The following is a 17,640-nucleotide window of genomic DNA, read 5'->3' on the forward strand; positions in this document are numbered from 1 at the left end:
GTGTCCGGTGAATTTATAGCGTCTCGCCGTCGATGACGCTGGCTTGACCGGCAAGATCACTGGCAAACGATTGTGATATCGCCGCAAACATCGCGAACGCGGCTACGGCTTTACCTTTTATCACGAAACCTGGAGAAACTGAGCTCACGTGTTGCGGCAAAGGCGTTCAGCTTCCATCTTTCCGCGACTGAATGGCGTCACAGGACGATTGGTGATTGCATCTCGAAAGCCAACGCCACGCGGAGCATCAGTGGCCGCGTCGTCCAACCAGTTGAGCTTCTGCGGAAAGCTCGAGAAGGGCCATTCCAATGCGAATGAACGTAGATACGAAGCAACCATCGCTCAACGGTACATCGAGATTCGCTAATCTTGGTTCTGTTCCAGATCAGGCGTCGCCCTATTTGGTGATCGGTAGCACCGGTCGATGCTGATCCACCGTAACCATCGATCCTTGAACGGTTGATCGTTCTCCTCGGAATGCGATCAAACTGGTGTGGCGTGCAAAAAGTATTTGATCGTGAAAAGGCAAACTGCATGGCGAACTACGTGCTTATACATGGCGCCTGGCACTCAGGTGCCACCCTCCAAACTGTGGCTTCCCTGATTCAGGCCATGGGACATGATGTCCATACCCCCACAATAAAAGGCAATCGACCGGGTAACTCGAAGACGGTCGGCTTGTCAGAAGCCATAGAATCCATCGTCGAATATCTGGAAGAGATCGGCAGTGAGGATACAATACTCGTCGGGCACAGCTACGGTGGGATGGTGATCACGGGAGTGGCCGATCGCATCCTACACCGGATCCGGCGCCTGGTCTATTGGAATGCCTACGTTCCCAACAATGGAGAGTCCGTCCTCGATATGACTTTACCACATCATGTCGCCGCGATGGAGGCGCTCGCAGCAGAACGGAATGATGGCTCGGTCCTATTGCCGTTCGCTGTGTTTCGTGAAGCTTTCATCAATGATGGTGACCTTGAGACAGCGCAAAAAGCCTACAACATGCTCAATCCGCACCCGATGCAAACCTTCAGGGACAAGATCCGTCTATCCACCAATCCGGCCGACATGGACGTTGGAAAGTCCTACATCAACTGTACCGAGGATATTGCGGGGTCGCACAGCCATCCATGGCATCCGAGACTTTCGGAGAAGCTTGGACTCTTCCGCCTCATCCAGATTCCGGGGTCTCATGAAATATGCTTCACACATCCGGACCGGATAGCGAGGGCCATCCTAGAGGCCGGCCGCGACTAAATCAGATGTCAATGTCGGCAATCGAACTGCTGCTTCCGCGATACGCTCGCGGCGGCCGAGCTGCGACAGCTCGGCAAGTTCTGTAGTGAAAGACGATGCCGATGAACAAGAATCATTCGCCATCGACCAGCAGCCTGCAAAACAAGTGCCAGGATGGATCTCTCAGCCGGCACGTTCTTATTGCGGGAGGAGGGATCGGCGGACTGACGCTGGCATTGTCGCTGCATCAGTTGGGCGTTCCTTGCGCTGTCTTCGAGGCGGCTACGGAAGTCGGGGAGCTCGGCGTGGGTATCAACATCCTCCCGCACAGCACCCGCGTGCTCATGTCGCTCGGCTTGTTAGGAGACCTCGACGATATCGCCATCCGCACCCGCGAACTGCGGTATGTGAATCATCTCGGACAACAGATATGGACTAGCGCGTGTGGCCTCTGGGCCGGGCACGATATGCCCCAGCTCTCTATCCATCGTGGCAGGTTGCACCGCATTCTGTGGGGAACGGCGCAGGCCCGCTTGCCAAACGGCAGTTTGCGCAACGGCCATCGCCTGCAGGATTTCAGTCAAGATAACGACGGCGTCACGGCACGCTTCACGCTGGCCGACGGCACCGAAGCAGAGGAGCGTGGCGACGCGCTGGTAGGTGCTGATGGCATCCACTCGGCGTTACGCGCCCTGCTGCATCCGGCGGACGGCGGCATCTGCTGGCAAGGCAGTCAGCTATGGCGGGGAGTAGTGGATTGGCCGGTCTTCGAGGGCGGCAATGTCATGCTGATCGCCGCCGACCAGATGGCCAAGCTGACCGTCTATCCGATCGCCGAGGGCGGATCGGCGGGAACGCGGCTGACCAACTGGGTGATGAACGGCAAGGTGGCGAATGGCGCATCACCGCCGCCCCAGCGTGAAAACTGGTCTCGCCCCGGCAAGCTTGAGGAGGTGCTTCCCTTCGCGACGCGCCTGCGGTTGCCCTTTCTCGAGGTCGAGGCGCTGATCCGGGCTACGCCGCGTTTTTTTGAGTACCCGGAGTGCGATCGGGATCCGCTTCCCTGGTGGACCCAAGGCCGCGTGACACTGCTGGGCGATGCGGCGCATCCCATGTATCCCACCGGCTCGAACGGCTCAGCCCAGGCCGTTCTCGATGCGCAGTGCCTGGCGAGGCTCCTGTCCGAACTGGCACCTGAGGCGGCGCTCAGTGCTTATGAGGCCGAGAGACTACCGAAGACTGCCGAGGTCGTGCGCAATAATCGTAGAGGCGGGCCCGAGCGTGTGCTGGACCTGGTGGCCGAGCGCGCACCGCAAGGCTTCAATTGCGTGGAGGACGTGATCACGTCCGCAGAGCTCGCTGACATCGTTGGCGGCTATGCACGATTAACAGGACTCGCCAACCACGAGTAGCAGCTGCGGGAAGCCTTATCGAGGGATTCGGAGAAGACAGGCGGGTGTTCTGTCATGCTGCCGCGGCGCGATTCTCTTTATCTGCACGTCCCGCAACGATCATCAAGTCAGCATGCGGCTGGCGAAAGCGCTTCAATCCAGAACGCTGCAGGTCGAGAACGCGTTTGATGAATACGCCGGGCCGCGCGAGCGCGCGCCGATGACTCCGTCGGCCCGCTGCAGTGTGCTGATGCTCGCAAATACAAGTGGCATTATGAGTTGGGCATATGCGTCAGATACCGATAGATCGCGGTCAGCTCGTCATCATCCATTTTTCCGACAGAACGCCACGGCATTTGTTCGCTGATCTGATGACCGTTGGGATCGATGCCGGTGCGCATGGCTGCAATGAAGCCGGCAAGGGTCCAGTCCTTGACCAGATTCAGGTTCGGTCCGAGCGGCGCCAACTGTCCAGGCACGCCACCGCTCAGGTTCTTGCCGTGGCACTCACGGCAGTCCTGATACGCCAGGATGTATTCGCCAAACTCAAAGGTCGGCCCTTTCAACGGCCCTGAGACGTGTTCCGTGATGATGGGCTTGCCGGTTGACAGCATGCCTGCGCCGAGCATGGCGAGCCCGAGCATATTGAGCTGATCGGGCGGATCCGGGGTCGGATCCCCTGCCGCTGGTACACTACGAATATACGCGATCACAGCCTTGATATCGTCGTCGCTCAGTCGGCCGGCATTGACGTAGGACATCATTGTCAGCCACCGGCCGTCCGCGTCAACGCCGTTACGAATAGCGCGGAAGATCTCGCCATCGGACCAGTGCTTCAATGGCCCGGCCGGAGTAAGATTTGCAGCCACGAAGGACCCAATTGGAACCTGGAGTTCTACGGCCAGATCGTAGCCGCCGGTGAGCGTGCCAGTATGTGAATGGCAGGCGCCACAAAGACCGTCGGCTATATCCTTGCCACGCGCAATGAGTTCCGGCGTAGCCGCAACCTTGATATCCGGGATGGGCGCCGAGCGGCTGCGCCGCTTGATCATCCCCAGCGACGTGAGCGCGCTGGCGGACAACACCGCAACGGACAGCAGTGCCAACAGACCTGTGCCGCCCCATTTGACGATGCCACTTTTAACACGCCAAGTGCGGAAACCAGACCAGGCCAATAACGCGGCGATGGCGATCAACGTCGCCAGCCCGACGATGTTTTGCATTGCTACTCCTACACAAATGATGCGCATGGGGAGGTGAACCGAGCAGAATGGAATCTGCCGGTTGTTCACGCTGACGACAAATCTCGTGACGCAGCCGTCGGCAGCGTGCCATCAAAGCTAGGCCACTGAACGGCCGCCGTCGTGGGCCCAACGCGCCCTTTCGTGCCTTGCGTCACGCACTGGATTGAGCGTCGTCGCCCCGCAGATGAACGCCGGGTGCGTGACCGAAGCGTTGGCGGAATGCACGGGCGAAATTAGTGTAATCGCGGTACCCGCACGCGTAGGCTATCGTGCTCAGAGGCTGGCCCGACTTCGTCGACCCCCGGCGTTTAATAGAGTGCGCAGCTTGATCCAGGCGCACTGATTGAATGAAGCCGCTGCAGGTACAACCGCGGTTCGTGAACAGTTTTTGCAGATAACGTAGCGAAATACCGACCTCGGCAGCAATCTCACACGGACCGCACTCTGGGTCGGCAAAGCGATCCTTAATGACATCGCAGATGCGCTTAAACAACCGATCCGAATGAAGAGAGCCCGGAGCTGGATCCGCCGGCGCGAATACTGCTCCGAGCAGATCGTAAACCGCCAACTGCATATAGTTGGCAGCCGACGTTGGCATAGGTTGCTCGTCGTCGACGGCGTCCAGAACGAGTTGGAACAGCAGGCGTGACGCACTCGTTCCAGAGTGGCCACGAAGGCCACCGCGTGGCTCAAATCCGAGGGCGGAGATCAGAAACTGGCGAGGTAACTGCAGAGAAAGCCACTCTTCGTGGCCATCATTAACGTACGTTACTGGGCGGGTCGAATCTATGAATGCGACATCTCCCACCGCCAGCTGTACGGCCTGATCATTCTGAATGATTGTTGATCGCCCATCGACCTGAAATACGGCATAGCAGTGATCAACGCCATCAAGACGAATATCCCTTTGTGTCCGTTCGCAACGGTGTGTCCGTTCACAATGGCGAATATTGTTGCTGATTTCCGACGCATTGAATCCGAAGATGCTCCGCGACCGAACTCTGCCGGCAAAGACTTTAGGATCGTCTACCGTGTACAGCCCAAAGTGCGGGCGTAACAGATCCCGCCACTGTTCGTAATTCAACTCCGGTGACCTGAGAAGAGCAGCACTTCGCATCGTCGCCTAGATCCTTTCAGACTGTGGTTTGAGGCTTCGAGAGAAGACAACAGTCCGAACTGTTTCAACGGATTCGCACAATCAAATCTTGCGGAAGCGCGCGATCGTGAGTCTATAGCAAACCGGAGGTGACGCAGATCGGCTGCAGACTTTCGAACTTGAAAGTTTCGACTTCGCCCACTGCGGACATCGCTGGTCGAGCGGTTCACTCCGTCTCGCGCGTCGCGGGTCGTTCCTCGGGCGATTGCAAGCCCAGGCAGATCGCGTCTGCCCAAATGTCGACCACGCAGTGCCGCATCACGACATCGTGCGTCCGGGCCAGCGCAACAGGGTATGGTGCAATTGGAATGATCAATCTTGGTACTGTTTCAATAAGCCGAGAGCGCACATTTTTTGCTTGATCGTCACCGTGGTCGCGTCGGCTTACAGCGCTGTTGCGTCGTGTCGATGCGGCCCGGGTCGCTGGAGTTGGCGTTTGCTTTCACGATCGATGCGATCGAGCGCCGCTTCACAGCCGCGCAACGTCGCCGGCACGACAAGGTGAAGGTCGACATTGCGGCACGATCTTGCACCACTATGCGCATCCACTGCACACTCTCAGCCCGAACGTTCTCGACGATTCAGGAGCAAGGAATGGACGATCCTCAGGCATCCTCAAGACCGGCATCGCCCGATCGCAGTTGGCTCGCGCCGGTGTCGCGACGCAAGTTTGTCGGCTTCGCAGGAGTGCTGAGTGCCGCCGCTCCGTTTGCTGTGTTGAAAGCGGCGAACGCGTTCCCCGGCTTTGGATCGACGGCCGCCGCGAACGGCATCGGCGAGATCCCGATCTGCCGAGCATCCGAGAGCGCTTACGCCGATCCCAAGGGGCCGCCACGACACATTCGCTTTGTGTACAATGGCAGCGGGATCTGCACTGCGGCGGTGCCGGTCGCTTTGCATCACGGGTATTTTGTCAAGCATAACCTGGATGTCGCATTTATTCAGGTCGCCGGCGAGACCGACCAGATGCTGCAGGCGCTTGCGACGGACAAAGCCGACGCCGGTTCGAGCATGCTGCTGAATTGGCTCAAGCCGCTTGAGCAGGGCGTCGATGTGAAGCTCACAACGGGCCTGCACGGCGGCTGCACGCGCCTGTTCGCCGGCAAGACATCGGGCATCACCGATATCACGAAACTCAAAGGCCGGACGATCGGCGTGTCCAGCATTTCCGGCGCGCCCCGCAATTTCTTTGCGATCTTCTGTCCGACAATGGCATCAACCCGGAAACCGACGTTCAATGGCGCGAGTTTCCTGCGGATCTGCTGCCAATCGCGCTAAAGCGCGGGGAAGTCCAGGCGATCGCAGACGCCGATCCGACAGCGTGGCTGATACAGCATCGCAGCAACGGCGAGTTGGTGGAGATCGCCTCGAATCTCTCCGGCGACTACGGCAACCTGTCCTGCTGCACGATGGGTGTCCGTGCTTCTCTGTGGGCAAAAGATCCCGCGACGGTCGCCGCCTTGACGAATGCCATCCATGATGCGGCCGTCCATGTCGCCACCAACCCCGATGACGCCGCTGAGGTCTTCGCACCATACACACCGAAAGTTCCGGTCGCAGACCTTGCGGCGATGCTGCGCAGCCACACGCATGGACACCATCCTGACGGCGATCCGTTGCGTCGGGAAGTCGTCAAGATCACGAGCGACCTCAAACGGGCGTCGATCATCAGGCAGAGTACGGATCCCCAAAAGCTCGCCAACCGCGTGGTCGTCGACGTGACCGGTTGATCGAAGATGCCGAAAGACGCGACCACCGCATGTGCATCAATATGAGCTCACCGACCGACCAGCTTCTGGAGTGCATCGCTATGGGCAAGACCGATGCGGACGATCTAAAACGCGTCTCGGTCTTGAAGCCAGGCACGGATGGCGCGAAATTCGCCGAGCGGATTTGTGTCGACGTATTCGACCAAGTCTAAGACGCCGGCACTGGCGCGATCTGCCGGAGAGAAAGCCGCCCCCGCGAGCCATTCGCTGTCGTGTCCGATGTCGGTTGCGAAAAATGCGTCGGGTGCGTTGGCGGGCCTGGCGTGGACCGGCTTCGGACTCTCCTGCCTGCTGTGGCAAGACGTCGGCGATTGGTCGCGGACCCATGACGTGGCGATCGCGTCATTCCTGTTCGCTGGTGGCATTCTCACCGCAACTCTGTTTGGCCGATTTGGCGGCGGCCTGCAGTCGCGGGCGCCATGGCTGGCGGCCTTCGGGCTGTTCCTGACCATATGGGAAATCGCGACCGCCAAGTTCGCATGGCTGCCATCGCCGTTCTTTCCGCCGCCGCAAGCCATCGTCGAAGTCTACACCGACGACTGGCCGAAGCTTCTGGCCAGCACCGTTGCATCGGTGAAGCTTCAGCTCGTCGGCTATGCGCTCGGGGCCGCGATCGGTTTTCTCACCGGCGTATTGATTGGATGGTCGCGCGCCGTCGGCTATTGGGTGCATCCTGCCCTGCGTTTCATCGGCCCGCTGCCCGTAACGGCGTGGCTGCCAGTTGCCTTGTTCACGTTTTCGTCGAGCTGGAGCGCGAGCACGTTCCTGATCGCACTGGCCACCGGGTTTCCGGTCACGGTGCTGACCTGGTCGGGCGTCGCAAGCGTCAGCAATGCCTATTACGATGTCGCGCGAACATTGGGGGCGAAGCCTTCCTTCCTGGTGCTCAAGGTCGCAATTCCGGCGGCGCTGCCGCACGTGTTCGTTGGCTTGTTTATGGATCTTGGATCGTCCTTTGCCGTTCTGGTCGTTGCCGAAATGATCGGCGTCAAGGCCGGGCTCGGGTGGTATTTGCAATGGGCGCAGGGCTGGGCAGCTTACGCAAACATGTATGCCGCGCTGATCGTGACGTCGTTATTGTGCTCCGGCGCGATTACTCTGCTGTTCAGGACGCGCGACCGGCTGCTGGTCTGGCAGAAAGCCGTCGTCAAATGGTAGCGGTTGCTATCGCTGAAACTGATCGGCCGGCTGCCGTCGGCGCGTCGCTGAATGTCGTGGGCGTCAGCCACGCCTTTGACATCGATGGCGCCGCGCTGCCGGTACTGAATGACGTTAGCTTCAACGTAAGACCGGGCGAATTCGTCGCGCTGCTCGGTCCCTCGGGACGCGGAAAGTCGACCTTGCTGCGTCTGGTGGCTGGGCTTGAGCCGCCACGATCGGGCGCGTGGTTCGAAGATGGTCGTCCGATCAAACGGCCATTCCTCTCGCGGGTGGTGGTGTTTCAGGATCCAACGCTGTTTCCGTGGCGAACCGTTTGGAAAAACGTTGCGCTCGGGCTCGAAGCCCAGGGTGTCTTAAAGAGCCAACGCCCCCGCGTCGATGCGGCGCTCGACCTCGTCGGGCTTTCTGCGTTTCGCAACGCCTACCCGCATCAGCTTTCGGGAGGAATGGCCCAGCGGGTCGCGCTGGCACGAGCGCTGGTGAACAAGCCCAGAATACTTATTCTGGATGAGCCGCTCGGCAAGCTCGATTCGCTGACACGCATCTCCATGCAGGCGGAGATCGCCGGGCTCTGGCAGCGCAGCGGCTTCACCGCGCTGATGGTGACGCACGATGTTGAAGAGGCGGTCTTCATGGCAAACCGCGTCATCGTATTCAGCGATCGCCCCGCGCGTATCAAGGCCGACGTGACGGTCGATCGTCCCTTCCCGAGGCACCGCGGCGATCCCAAGCTGGCGGAGTTACGGAGCAACATTCTGGGGCTGCTTGGATTGGATGCGAACTGGTGAGCAACGGCCATGGGTCGACGGCGCGTGCGATGTCTCGACGGCGCCTTCGCGAGGTACGAATTGTCATGAGCGCCCTGCTTGTTTTGATCCTGACGGCGTGGGGCGCCCAGCGGTTCATCCAGCGCCCGTTTGCGGAGTGGTTTACCTGGCGGCAAGCTTTTACATGGATGGATTCGCCGGAGGTGCAACGGTGTTGCTCGGCAGTACCTTTGGCGGTTTGAGCGCGTTTTTGTTTTACCGGAAGCAGATTCAGCAACGTCTCAGCGCTCGCTTAGATCACTACTCCGCTGTCAAGATTTGGCTGACTTTGCTCGCACTACGCCTCTCGCCACTCGTGCCAGCGCCATTGGCGCACTTCTTTGCTGCAGTCTTTCGTGTCTCACCCCTCCAATACCTGACAACGAGTGTGTTAGGCAGGCAATCCCGGCTATAGCCGTGTCGTCAGTCCACGCCGGAAACCGCTGCTCGTCGACCGACCGGCAACCGCCGGCGCCGTCTAGGTCGAGGACGACGGACGAAGATAGCGCTGCACGACATCGTTGAGCAGCGCGACGATCTCCGTCCGTCGCCGCGTGATATCGTGGAGAGGACCCGATACCGCGACGGCAAGCGCGCGGTTCCATCCGTCGATACCCTCGGGTAACGGCACGGCAATCGACCCGGCGCCAGGGGTGACCAGACCCGCCGAGAAGAAGAAGCCGTCACGGCGCGTGCGCTCGACGTTCTCGAGCACCTGATTGATGTCGATGCGCGATATGTCGAGGGCGGCTTCCGCGTTGGTGCGCGTGCACAGGCTGCGGATCTCCTTGTCGGTGCACGCGGTCAGCAGCGAAAACCCGGTAGCCGACCAGACCACGAGACGCCTGGATCCGGGCGGGACGTGAAAGCGCATTGTCGCGCGGGCCTGCAGCACATGGATGTATTGCGCGAAGATGCCGCTCCGCGCGGCGATGATGACGGTGTCGCCCGTTTTCTGGGACAGCTCTTCGAGCATCCTCATCAGGCTGCCGTTTCTGACAGGGCCCTTGTCGAGCCAGGTCCCGAGCAGAGTGACGCGTGGCGAGGGCAGGAACCTGCGGCTCTCCGGCAAATAGTCCATGTAGCCGAGCTCGACGAGGCAGTTGAGCAGGATCGAAGTAGACGATTGCGGGAATCCCAGGCGCTCGGCGACTTCGGCAACGCGCGCGTCGCGCTGGATCTCGTCGAAGAACTCGAGAATTCGCAGCACACGCCCTGCCGACTTGACCGATCCCGCCGCTGGCGGGCCGTAGCTCGTGGCTTCCGTGATCTGATCGTCTGCTATCGCTCTCTTGCTTCTTCTGGCCATTGCTGACTGTAGCGGAAACTCCGCAGACATCCGGTGGTGCCGCACCGAAGTCCTCATCTCGCGCCTGTTTGGCGGCACGTTAATCGGGTTGTGCAGGCAGGTCCAGTCGTGAGCATCGACAGAGCCGGTATCCTGTTCGAGCGAGCCGCCATGACTTTCACGCTCCGCTCACATATATGGTAAGGCTGAGTCGTAGCGTCTGAGTCGCGGGTGAGCCCACTTCCCGGTAAAGCGCGGCGCCCGCTTTTTCGACGAAGTGGGCAACGCCTTCCCCAAGGTCTTCGTGACCTCGACCAGCGACACCAGCGATCTGAACGAAATCGGCCGAAGACATTTATCGGTCGCTTCTGACGTCAATCAATCCATTGATCAGGCCATGCGATCTAGATTGCTACGGCTACAGACGATGAGATGCCACGCCTGACGCACGACGAAGGCTGCCATCAGACAGACTTGCGTATTGAGGGCGGCGAGAGAAGGAGTTGGGTAGCGGAAGCTCCGAGCGGCGGTTTTGCAGCTGCCGCTTGGAACGTGGCTCTTTCCACGACGTCGAGAGGTCAGGACTTCTTCATCAGCGAACACTTGCTTTGTTCGCGAGGAATGTTGGCGTCCTCGGCCGGGATGGTTGCGACGACGTCATAAAAGTCCCATGGTCCCCTGGACTGTTCCACCGTCTTTGCTCGCAGCAGATAGTAATCATGGATGTGCATGCCGTCCTCGCGAACATACCCCTTCTCCGAGAAGAAATCATTCACAGGCAACGAACGGAATTTTGCGAGCACGGCGGCTGTCTCGAGCGTTCCGGCGGCTTCGACGGTCTTCAGGTAGTGCATGGTTGCCGAGTACATTCCGGCCTGAACCATGGTCGGCATACGCCCAATCTTGTCGAAGAACCGCTTCCCGAAGGCGCGCGACGCGTCATTCCGATTCCAGTAGAATGCCTCTGACGTGTACAGACCCTGCATGTTGGGAAGACCGACCGCCTTGGCATCCGTGATCTGGAACAGCAAGGCAGCGACCCGCATCTTTCTTTTCAGGCCGAGCAGGCCGAACTCGTGAGCCTGCATGAGCGAGTTGGTGGTATCACCGCTGGCGTTGGCGAGAGCCAGCACGTTGGCGCTCGAGTTCTGGGCCTGGAGCAGGAACGAAGAGAAGTCGCTGGTGTTGAACGGGTGCCGCACTGACCCGACGACTTTTCCGCCGGATTCCTTGAGCACGGCAGACGCATCGGCCTCGAAAGCTTGTCCGAAGGCATAGTCGGCCGTCAGGAAGAACCATTCGTTTCCGCCCTGTCCCATCAATGCCTTCGCGGTGCTGCGCGCCAGTGTGTAGGTATTGTAGGTCCACTGGAAGGTGTTAGGAGAGCATTTCTCGTTTGTGATGGCGGATGCGCCGGCCGACGATACGATCATCATCTTGTTCTTGTCCCGAACCAGATCGGCGAGAGCCAGCGCGACCGCAGAGTTTCCGATATCGAAAATGACGTCGACATTTTCCGTGTCGAACCACCGCCTGGCGATGCCCGACGCGATGTCCGTCTTGTTCTGATGATCGGCGAAAACCAGTTCGATCGGCTGTCCGAGCAACTTGCCGCCGAAGTCGGCGATCGCCATTTTGACGACTTCAACGGCCGCAGGCCCCGCGGCGTCAGCATATTGGCCCGACTGATCGTTGAGCACGCCTAGCTTGACCGGCCTCGACGCGGGCGCCTGTGCGTGAGCCGATGCAAGGCCTAGAAAAACCACCAGCGATGCCAGCACATGTCTCATTTTTTTCTCCCTTTGGAATTTTTTGATTGCTTGAAGTCTCGATTGATTTGGCAAGGCTATCCGCGCGACGGAAGTTCTATTCGGCCGCCTCGCGATATCGCTCCAACCCGTCCAGGCTTTCTCCATTGGCGCGAAGGGCTCCACCCCACTTGGCAAGCCACCATGCATATTGTTCGGGCCATTTCTCGAAATTGCCGGTCAACCCGAAATGTTCTGCGGCGTGGAGAGCCCAGAACGGATTGAAGAGCATCTGGCGGGCAATGAAGATGAGGTCGGCACGACCATCCTGCAGAATCTTCTCCGCAAAATCTGGAGTTCGGATCATGCCGACCGCGCCGGTCGCAATACCGGCGTCGTGGCGAATCCGTTCGGCAAACGGCACCTGGTAGCCTGGACCGCGACCGAGATTGGCGTTGGTCGATCCGGCTCGAAGATTGCCACCCGTCGAACAGTCGACCAGATCGACGCCCAGTTCCTTCAATTTGCGGGAGAAGATGACGCTGTCGTCGATGTCCCAGCCGCCGTCGATCCAGTCCGTGGCAGAGATACGCACGAAGAGAGGTGTCGCCGAGGGGAGCGCGGCCCTCACGGCGCGCGTTACTTCGAGCGGAAACCGCATCCGGTTTTCGAGGCTGCCGCCATATTCGTCGGTGCGGAAATTGGCGAGCGGCGACATGAACGATTGCAACAGATAACCGTGAGCCATGTGAAGCTCGATGACGTCGAACCCCGCCAGTACGGCCCGGCGAGCCGTCGCGACGAATGCATCGCGGACGCCGGCGAGACCTTCCTTCGTGAGGGGAACAGGGGTCTGAAAACCATCGGAGAATGGGACATCCGATGGGCCCGTGGGCACCCAGGTTTCCTCTCCCATTTCGATGTCGCGGTCGGTCAAATGGCTGTTGCCCCGGAACGCTCGCTGCTGGCTGGATTTTCGTCCGCCGTGATTGATCTGGATCGCTGCTTTTGCGCCATACGATTTGATGACGTGAACAATCTGGCGCATGCCGTCGATCTGGCCGTCCTCCCACAGCCCGGGATCACCGTTGGTGATGCGCCCCTTCCGGCTGACCGAAGTCTGCTCGACGAAGACGAGCCCGGCTCCGCCCATGGCGAACTTGCCATAGTGAACCAGATGGAAGGGTGTGATGTAGCCGTTTTCGGCCGAATACATCCCCATCGGCGAGACGACGATCCGGTTGCTGAGCTCGACGCCACGGAATGAAATGCTTTCAAACAGCTTGACCATCTTGATCTTCCTCTGAACTAGCGGACCGGGAAATTCGCGCCACGACGTACGTTTTCGCCGCGCATGGAGTGGTGGTCGTCACGCTTGTGCAATCGCGCCGGAGCGGCGCAATGCATCGATCTCGCTGCTGGACAGGCCTAGATATTCCGACAGGATCTCGCTGTTGTGCTGACCGAGACGCGCGGATGGGATGTATTCCGGCGCTGCCGTGTCGTGGAGCATCAGCGGACTGCGATGAACGAGAATGTCGCCGTATTCCGGATGCTCGATTTCGCGCAACATGCCCCGGGCGTGGAGGTGATTGTCCTCGGTCACCTCACGCAAGTCGCGAACCGCGGCGCAGGGCACTCTGTTGGCACGGCAAAGCTCGGTGATCTCATTGCGCGTGAGCCGCGTGGACCACTCGGACACGATCTGGTCCGTTAGATCGATGTGCTTCAGGCGGTCGAGCACCGTCTTGAAACGCGCATCATCGGCGAGCTCGGGCCGCCCCATCGCGCGCGTCAACCCGGTCCAATGAGATTCGTTGACGCTGATGATGGCGACATGCCCGTCGGACGCGGGATAAACATTATAGGGCGCCTCCGCGAGCCCTCCGTGACGGTTGCCGGTGCGAGGGGCTGCCGCCTTGCGGTTAAAGACATCGGCCAGGTTCGAGGCCATCGCCGGATAGACGGTCTCGACCATCGCGATCTCGACCAGCCGGCCGCGGCCGCTTTTCTCCCGATCGTAAAGCGCTGTGAGGATGCCGGCGTACAGATGAACGCCGCTGATGAAGTCGGTGATGGCCGGACCCGCCTTGACCGGGGGACCATCGGCAAAGCCGGTCACGCTCATGATGCCAGACACCGCCTGGATAGTCAGGTCCATCGCCAGATTATCCCGATCGGGACCCGACAAGCCGTAGCCGGTGGCCGAGCCGTAGATTAGCCGCGGATTGAAGGCGCTTAGAGCGGAATAGCCGACGCCCAATCGATCGAGCACCCCCGGCGCGTAGTTCTCGATCAGCACATCGGCCTTTGCCGCGAGCTCCTTCAGGACTCTGACCCCTTCCGGCGACTTCAGGTTCAGACTGATGTTACGCTTGTTGGCATTGAGCATCGCGAACGGGACGGCGTTGCCCTTGCTGATGCGGGCGCGATGACGCACCGGCTCGCCGTTCGGCGGTTCGACCTTGATGACGGTCGCTCCGGCCTGCGCCATCAGGAAGCCGGCGTACGGACCCTGATACACCTGGCCGAGGTCTATGACGATCACGCCGTCGAGCGGCAACTTTTTGTTGTTGTCCAAGGCTTCCTCGGGTGTTGTCAGAAGTTGTAGAGCCGCGCCGGATTGGCGATCAGGATCTTTCGACGGGTGGCTTCATCGGGGACGCATTCGTGCAGCAGTCGAAGCAGATCCTGAAGATCGGGAAGCGTTTCGGCGCTGTGGCCCACATGGGGCCAATCGCTGCCCCACACGACCTGATCGGGCGCGGCCTGAACGATGGCGCGCATGAAGGGCGCCGTGTCCGCATAGGGACGGCCGATACGCGTGTTGCGGTCTGCACCCGAAATCTTGGTCCAGTAGCGGCCGGTCTTCAGCCGTTCGGTGAAGGCGCGAAAGTCGGGGTGCTCGTGCCCCTTGTCGGCCATGGTCCGCGACATGTGGTCGATCACATAGTTGAGCGGCAGCTTCTCAAGCTCGGGTGCGGCGGCGGCCAGATCCGAGCTCTCGATCCAAAGCTGGGCGTGCCAGCCTCTTTCCGCGAGACGAGGGGCGAGCTTGACCAGATCGTCGTAGCTCGTGCCGAGTGTCGAGACCGGCTTGCCGTCCTGCCGGATCATGGTGACGCGCACCGCCTTGAAGCCGGCGTCGGTGAGTTCATCAAGCCGCCGATCCGATACGTCGGGCCGCAAGATCGCCACGGCACGAAGCCTGTCAGGGTAGCGACGCAGTGCGTCATAAGTGACGGCGTTGTCTTCTCCCGAACCCACTGCATGGACGATGACGCCGCGCGTGATGCCGAGTTTGTTCCAGATGGCAAAAGCGTCTTCGATCGTGAACGGCTGCGCGGCGGTAAAGCGTCCCTCGTTGCCGGGCGGAAAGCGATCGAAGGGGCCGTAGATGTGAAAGTGACAATCGCAGCTGCCTTCGGGCAATCGATAGTCCATTTAAGCAAATCCCTGTTCGGTCTTGGAGGTGAGAGCCCGGGGCAGGTGCGCCAACCTCGTTGCCGATGGTGGGCTTGGCCAACATCCCCAGTCAGACGTGAACGCGATGGTTGATCTTCAAGAGAATGGTCGCCAGGAGGTTCGACTTGGCGGCGGGAAGCCCGAGCAGCGACCGGTCGAACCGGACGACATCAGTTGATCACGGCAGACAAATTTATTCGCGGCTTCATGACGCCTCCCTGCAAGCGCGCTCCACCTGGGTGGGGCGTTTTTCTTTTTTTGAACGGCTGTGACGCCGCGGCCTTGGCGGCCGCGGAGAACACTAGGGGCCGCGCGTCGCCGAGTCCACTGGGTTACATATATGTGGTTCTATTTCTATATATATGGAAAAAGAATTGCGGCTGAGGTCCAGAGGCACTAGATTGTTGAACGCTTCGAATTTGAATTCAGGCCTACTAAGGTGCCAATGAACCGTGTAATCGGATTTTTCTCCACGTATGTGTAAATGACAAACTCCAGCATAAAGTCGGCCAAGCGGATATTCGAAGTCCTTGAGTATTTCGAGGACGTGAAACGACCGATCTCGCTGAAGGAAGTCGCGACGAAGTGCGACTATCCAACATCCAGTGCCGCAGCCTTGCTGAAGAGCATGGCGATGCTGGGATATCTGTTCTACGACAGCTACAATCGCACCTACATGCCGACCATGCGCATCGCCCAGATGGGCCGGTGGCTGGACACCGGGCTGTTCGGCGACAGCGCCATCCTTGCGTTGGTCGACTTTGTCCATGAGAAACTGGACGAGCTGGTCAGCATCAGCACGCAGTCCGATTTGCATGCTCAATACATTCACAGTCTGCAAACCAGCAAGCGCCTGCGGTTCGAAGTCAAGCCCGGCGACGTCCGACCGCTTGCGATCAGCGGAATTGGGCGCACGTTGCTCAGCGGTCATACCGACGTCGAGATTGCCCGGCTGCTGCGCCGCATAAATGCCGTTTGCCCTCCGGAAGAACACTTCGAACTGAATGCGCTGATGAAGATCATCAACGGCATTAGGCGCGACGGCTACATGTTTTCCAAACACATCATCGTTCAGGACGCCGGGGTGATTGCCGTCCTGTTGCCGAAGCGCGACTTCGGGCGCCACCTGGTCCTTGGCGTCGGCGGGCCGGTATCACGTCTCGAAGAGCGGCAGGACGAAATCCTGGCCTGTGTTCGCGAAGGCATCGCGCGGTTTCTGACGTGACCTCTGTCGTTCGTTCTACTCCCCAAGTCGGCGAAAGGGACCTTTAACGGTACTCGGGCCATCAACCAGTATTTTCCTGATCGCAGACGGTATCTGAAGCACCGCACCAGTGCGCGCGGGATCGTACAGAAGGGAGGGGCGTTCAATGCTCTAGCTTCGCACGCCCGACATCAATTCCCCGTCCTACTGACTATCGGCAGTGTCGGGCGGAGAATAGGTGAGAGCCAAAAGAAGGCCGTTTCGATTTAGTATACGTCTGCTCAGTTGATTGATTCCGATACTTGTCCGAACGTGTCGAACGCAAGCTGGACCTGTTCGGAACGTGGTCGCCTATCTATTCCGCACAGCCTTCCGAAAGTCCGGCTTTCGTTTCTGCAAGAATGCATCGACTCCTTCGGCAAATTCGCGGCTGCCGAACGCTACTCCTTGTGCGAAGGCTTCTGCACTGAAAAACTCCTCGACTGTTCCATAGGCACCGTTCAGCAACGTCTTGGTCAAGCCGAGGGACGTCGCTGGGCCGGCTGCCAGATCATTGGCAAGCGATATCGCATCTTCCATCAGGTTCGCGGCTGGCGCCACCCGCTTGGCGATGCCTATCGATACAGCTTCGGTAGGCTCGACGCGACGGTTCGTCAGAAGGATGTCCTTTGCCCGAGAAGATCCGATTGCTCGTGGCAGCGTCAATGCAAGACCGAGATCGGGGGCTGCGCCAAGACCGGGGAAGGCCGCCCGAAAATAGCTCTTAGTGGCGACGCGGGTATAGAGCGCCGTGGTGTCGAGCTTGGCGTGACCGAGCAGCACCTGGATGATGCGGACATCGATGTGCTGCTCCAAGAGGTGGGTGGCGAAGCTGTGCCGCAAGGTGTGCAACGAAACGCGCTTGTTGATCTCCGCCATCTGGGCGGCGGCATGACAGCCGCGATTGAGCTGGCGTGTGGTCATCGGCTGCGCCGGATCGCGGCCCGGGAACAGCCAGCCCTGCGGCCGCGCCGCCTTCCACCAGGCCCGCAGCAACTCAAGCAGGTGTGGGGACAGCATAACGTTCCGGTCCTTGCCGCCCTTGCCCTGCTCGACGCGGATGATCATGCGCTTGCTGTCGATGTCGGCAACCTTGAGCGAGACCACCTCAGTGGCGCGCAGGCCGGCGC

16 protein-coding genes and 2 pseudogenes are annotated in these 17,640 nt (G+C 59.8%); 8 read left to right on the forward strand and 10 right to left on the reverse strand.

Annotated elements, in window-relative coordinates:
- Window positions 1–534 precede the first annotated feature (534 nt).
- Both AC5ZG1_RS39240 and AC5ZG1_RS39245 read left to right on the forward strand, forming a co-directional pair.
- Window positions 535–1,260, forward strand: coding sequence for an alpha/beta hydrolase (locus AC5ZG1_RS39240; protein ID WP_496136117.1), 726 nt, complete (start codon window positions 535–537; stop codon window positions 1,258–1,260).
- A 95-nt stretch (window positions 1,261–1,355) separates the two neighbouring features.
- Window positions 1,356–2,651 carry a flavin-dependent oxidoreductase gene (locus tag AC5ZG1_RS39245; protein ID WP_496136118.1) on the forward strand — a complete coding sequence of 432 codons (1,296 nt, stop codon included), beginning with the start codon at window positions 1,356–1,358 and terminating at the stop codon, window positions 2,649–2,651.
- A gap of 251 nt (window positions 2,652–2,902) precedes the next feature.
- Here the strand turns inward: AC5ZG1_RS39245 and AC5ZG1_RS39250 are convergent, their stop codons facing one another.
- Window positions 2,903–3,853, reverse strand: coding sequence for a c-type cytochrome (locus AC5ZG1_RS39250; protein ID WP_496136119.1), 951 nt, complete (start codon window positions 3,851–3,853; stop codon window positions 2,903–2,905).
- Between the two features lie 172 nt (window positions 3,854–4,025).
- Window positions 4,026–4,958 carry a helix-turn-helix domain-containing protein gene (locus AC5ZG1_RS39255; RefSeq protein WP_496136120.1) on the reverse strand — a complete coding sequence of 311 codons (933 nt, stop codon included), beginning with the start codon at window positions 4,956–4,958 and terminating at the stop codon, window positions 4,026–4,028.
- Window positions 4,959–5,624: 666 nt separating this feature from the next.
- Here AC5ZG1_RS39255 and AC5ZG1_RS39260 point away from each other — a divergent pair.
- The 3 genes from AC5ZG1_RS39260 to AC5ZG1_RS39270 are packed head-to-tail and all read left to right on the forward strand — an operon-like array spanning window position 5,625 to window position 6,951.
- Window positions 5,625–6,308 carry an ABC transporter substrate-binding protein gene (locus AC5ZG1_RS39260; protein WP_496136121.1) on the forward strand — a complete coding sequence of 228 codons (684 nt, stop codon included), beginning with the start codon at window positions 5,625–5,627 and terminating at the stop codon, window positions 6,306–6,308.
- Window positions 6,245–6,760: an ABC transporter substrate-binding protein gene (locus tag AC5ZG1_RS39265; protein ID WP_496136128.1), complete on the forward strand. Its 516-nt coding sequence runs from the start codon at window positions 6,245–6,247 to the stop codon at window positions 6,758–6,760. Before AC5ZG1_RS39260 ends, AC5ZG1_RS39265 begins: the two co-directional genes overlap by 64 nt.
- Window positions 6,757–6,951, forward strand: coding sequence for a hypothetical protein (locus AC5ZG1_RS39270; protein WP_496136132.1), 195 nt, complete (start codon window positions 6,757–6,759; stop codon window positions 6,949–6,951). The genes AC5ZG1_RS39265 and AC5ZG1_RS39270 overlap by 4 nt, the downstream gene beginning before the upstream one ends.
- On the opposite strand, the gene AC5ZG1_RS39275 is transcribed toward AC5ZG1_RS39270, so the two are convergent.
- The gene (locus tag AC5ZG1_RS39275) at window positions 6,865–7,137 is read right to left on the reverse strand and encodes a glutathione binding-like protein (protein ID WP_496136129.1); all 273 of its coding nucleotides are present in this window, start codon (window positions 7,135–7,137) and stop codon (window positions 6,865–6,867) included. The two genes, AC5ZG1_RS39270 and AC5ZG1_RS39275, sit on opposite strands and share 87 nt — an antisense overlap.
- On the opposite strand from AC5ZG1_RS39275, the gene AC5ZG1_RS39280 reads away from it, so the two are divergent.
- Together AC5ZG1_RS39280 and AC5ZG1_RS39285 are read left to right on the forward strand one after the other, a co-directional pair.
- Window positions 7,019–7,957: an ABC transporter permease gene (locus tag AC5ZG1_RS39280; RefSeq protein WP_496136122.1), complete on the forward strand. Its 939-nt coding sequence runs from the start codon at window positions 7,019–7,021 to the stop codon at window positions 7,955–7,957. The two genes, AC5ZG1_RS39275 and AC5ZG1_RS39280, sit on opposite strands and share 119 nt — an antisense overlap.
- A complete protein-coding gene (locus AC5ZG1_RS39285; RefSeq protein ID WP_496136130.1) occupies window positions 7,951–8,748 on the forward strand; it encodes an ABC transporter ATP-binding protein in 798 nt (265 codons plus the stop codon). Before AC5ZG1_RS39280 ends, AC5ZG1_RS39285 begins: the two co-directional genes overlap by 7 nt.
- Window positions 8,749–9,244: 496 nt before the next feature.
- Here AC5ZG1_RS39285 and AC5ZG1_RS39290 read toward each other — a convergent pair whose 3' ends face one another.
- The 5 genes from AC5ZG1_RS39290 to AC5ZG1_RS39310 all read right to left on the reverse strand — a co-directional run bounded on the left by AC5ZG1_RS39290 (window position 9,245) and on the right by AC5ZG1_RS39310 (window position 15,246).
- The gene (locus AC5ZG1_RS39290; RefSeq protein ID WP_496136123.1) at window positions 9,245–10,075 is read right to left on the reverse strand and encodes an IclR family transcriptional regulator; all 831 of its coding nucleotides are present in this window, start codon (window positions 10,073–10,075) and stop codon (window positions 9,245–9,247) included.
- 557 nt (window positions 10,076–10,632) lie between these two features.
- Window positions 10,633–11,844 (reverse strand): ABC transporter substrate-binding protein, encoded by a 1,212-nt coding sequence (locus AC5ZG1_RS39295; protein ID WP_496136131.1) that lies wholly within the window; start codon window positions 11,842–11,844, stop codon window positions 10,633–10,635.
- 76 nt (window positions 11,845–11,920) lie between these two features.
- Window positions 11,921–13,093, reverse strand: coding sequence for an NADH:flavin oxidoreductase/NADH oxidase (locus tag AC5ZG1_RS39300; RefSeq protein WP_496136124.1), 1,173 nt, complete (start codon window positions 13,091–13,093; stop codon window positions 11,921–11,923).
- 78 nt (window positions 13,094–13,171) lie between these two features.
- Window positions 13,172–14,383, reverse strand: a complete 1,212-nt coding sequence (locus AC5ZG1_RS39305) for a CaiB/BaiF CoA transferase family protein (protein ID WP_496136125.1) — start codon at window positions 14,381–14,383, stop codon at window positions 13,172–13,174.
- 17 nt (window positions 14,384–14,400) lie between these two features.
- Window positions 14,401–15,246, reverse strand: coding sequence for an amidohydrolase family protein (locus AC5ZG1_RS39310; RefSeq protein ID WP_456646663.1), 846 nt, complete (start codon window positions 15,244–15,246; stop codon window positions 14,401–14,403).
- A 505-nt stretch (window positions 15,247–15,751) separates the two neighbouring features.
- Here AC5ZG1_RS39310 and AC5ZG1_RS39315 point away from each other — a divergent pair.
- Window positions 15,752–16,492 carry an IclR family transcriptional regulator gene (locus AC5ZG1_RS39315; protein WP_496136126.1) on the forward strand — a complete coding sequence of 247 codons (741 nt, stop codon included), beginning with the start codon at window positions 15,752–15,754 and terminating at the stop codon, window positions 16,490–16,492.
- 330 nt (window positions 16,493–16,822) lie between these two features.
- On the opposite strand, the pseudogene AC5ZG1_RS39320 reads toward AC5ZG1_RS39315, so the two are convergent.
- Window positions 16,823–17,206, reverse strand: a pseudogene (locus tag AC5ZG1_RS39320) (enoyl-CoA hydratase-related protein); the annotation flags it as partial.
- A 3-nt stretch (window positions 17,207–17,209) separates the two neighbouring features.
- Window positions 17,210–17,640 (reverse strand): annotated as a pseudogene (locus AC5ZG1_RS39325) (tyrosine-type recombinase/integrase); the annotation flags it as partial.

It is taken from the genome of Bradyrhizobium sp. Leo78 (assembly GCF_059512425.1).

Excerpts from the sequence above, each read along its gene's own strand:
- AC5ZG1_RS39315 (WP_496136126.1), top strand. The coding sequence starts at position 15,752 with ATGACAAACTCCAGCATAAAGTCGGCCAAGCGGATATTCGAAGTCCTT.
- AC5ZG1_RS39285 (WP_496136130.1), top strand. The coding sequence starts at position 7,951 with ATGGTAGCGGTTGCTATCGCTGAAACTGATCGGCCGGCTGCCGTCGGC.
- AC5ZG1_RS39260 (WP_496136121.1), top strand. The coding sequence starts at position 5,625 with ATGGACGATCCTCAGGCATCCTCAAGACCGGCATCGCCCGATCGCAGT.
- AC5ZG1_RS39240 (WP_496136117.1), top strand. The coding sequence starts at position 535 with ATGGCGAACTACGTGCTTATACATGGCGCCTGGCACTCAGGTGCCACC.
- AC5ZG1_RS39300 (WP_496136124.1), bottom strand. The coding sequence starts at position 13,093 with ATGGTCAAGCTGTTTGAAAGCATTTCATTCCGTGGCGTCGAGCTCAGC.
- AC5ZG1_RS39245 (WP_496136118.1), top strand. The coding sequence starts at position 1,356 with ATGCCGATGAACAAGAATCATTCGCCATCGACCAGCAGCCTGCAAAAC.
- AC5ZG1_RS39310 (WP_456646663.1), bottom strand. The coding sequence starts at position 15,246 with ATGGACTATCGATTGCCCGAAGGCAGCTGCGATTGTCACTTTCACATC.
- AC5ZG1_RS39290 (WP_496136123.1), bottom strand. The coding sequence starts at position 10,075 with ATGGCCAGAAGAAGCAAGAGAGCGATAGCAGACGATCAGATCACGGAA.
- AC5ZG1_RS39280 (WP_496136122.1), top strand. The coding sequence starts at position 7,019 with ATGTCGGTTGCGAAAAATGCGTCGGGTGCGTTGGCGGGCCTGGCGTGG.
- AC5ZG1_RS39295 (WP_496136131.1), bottom strand. The coding sequence starts at position 11,844 with ATGAGACATGTGCTGGCATCGCTGGTGGTTTTTCTAGGCCTTGCATCG.
- AC5ZG1_RS39250 (WP_496136119.1), bottom strand. The coding sequence starts at position 3,853 with ATGCAAAACATCGTCGGGCTGGCGACGTTGATCGCCATCGCCGCGTTA.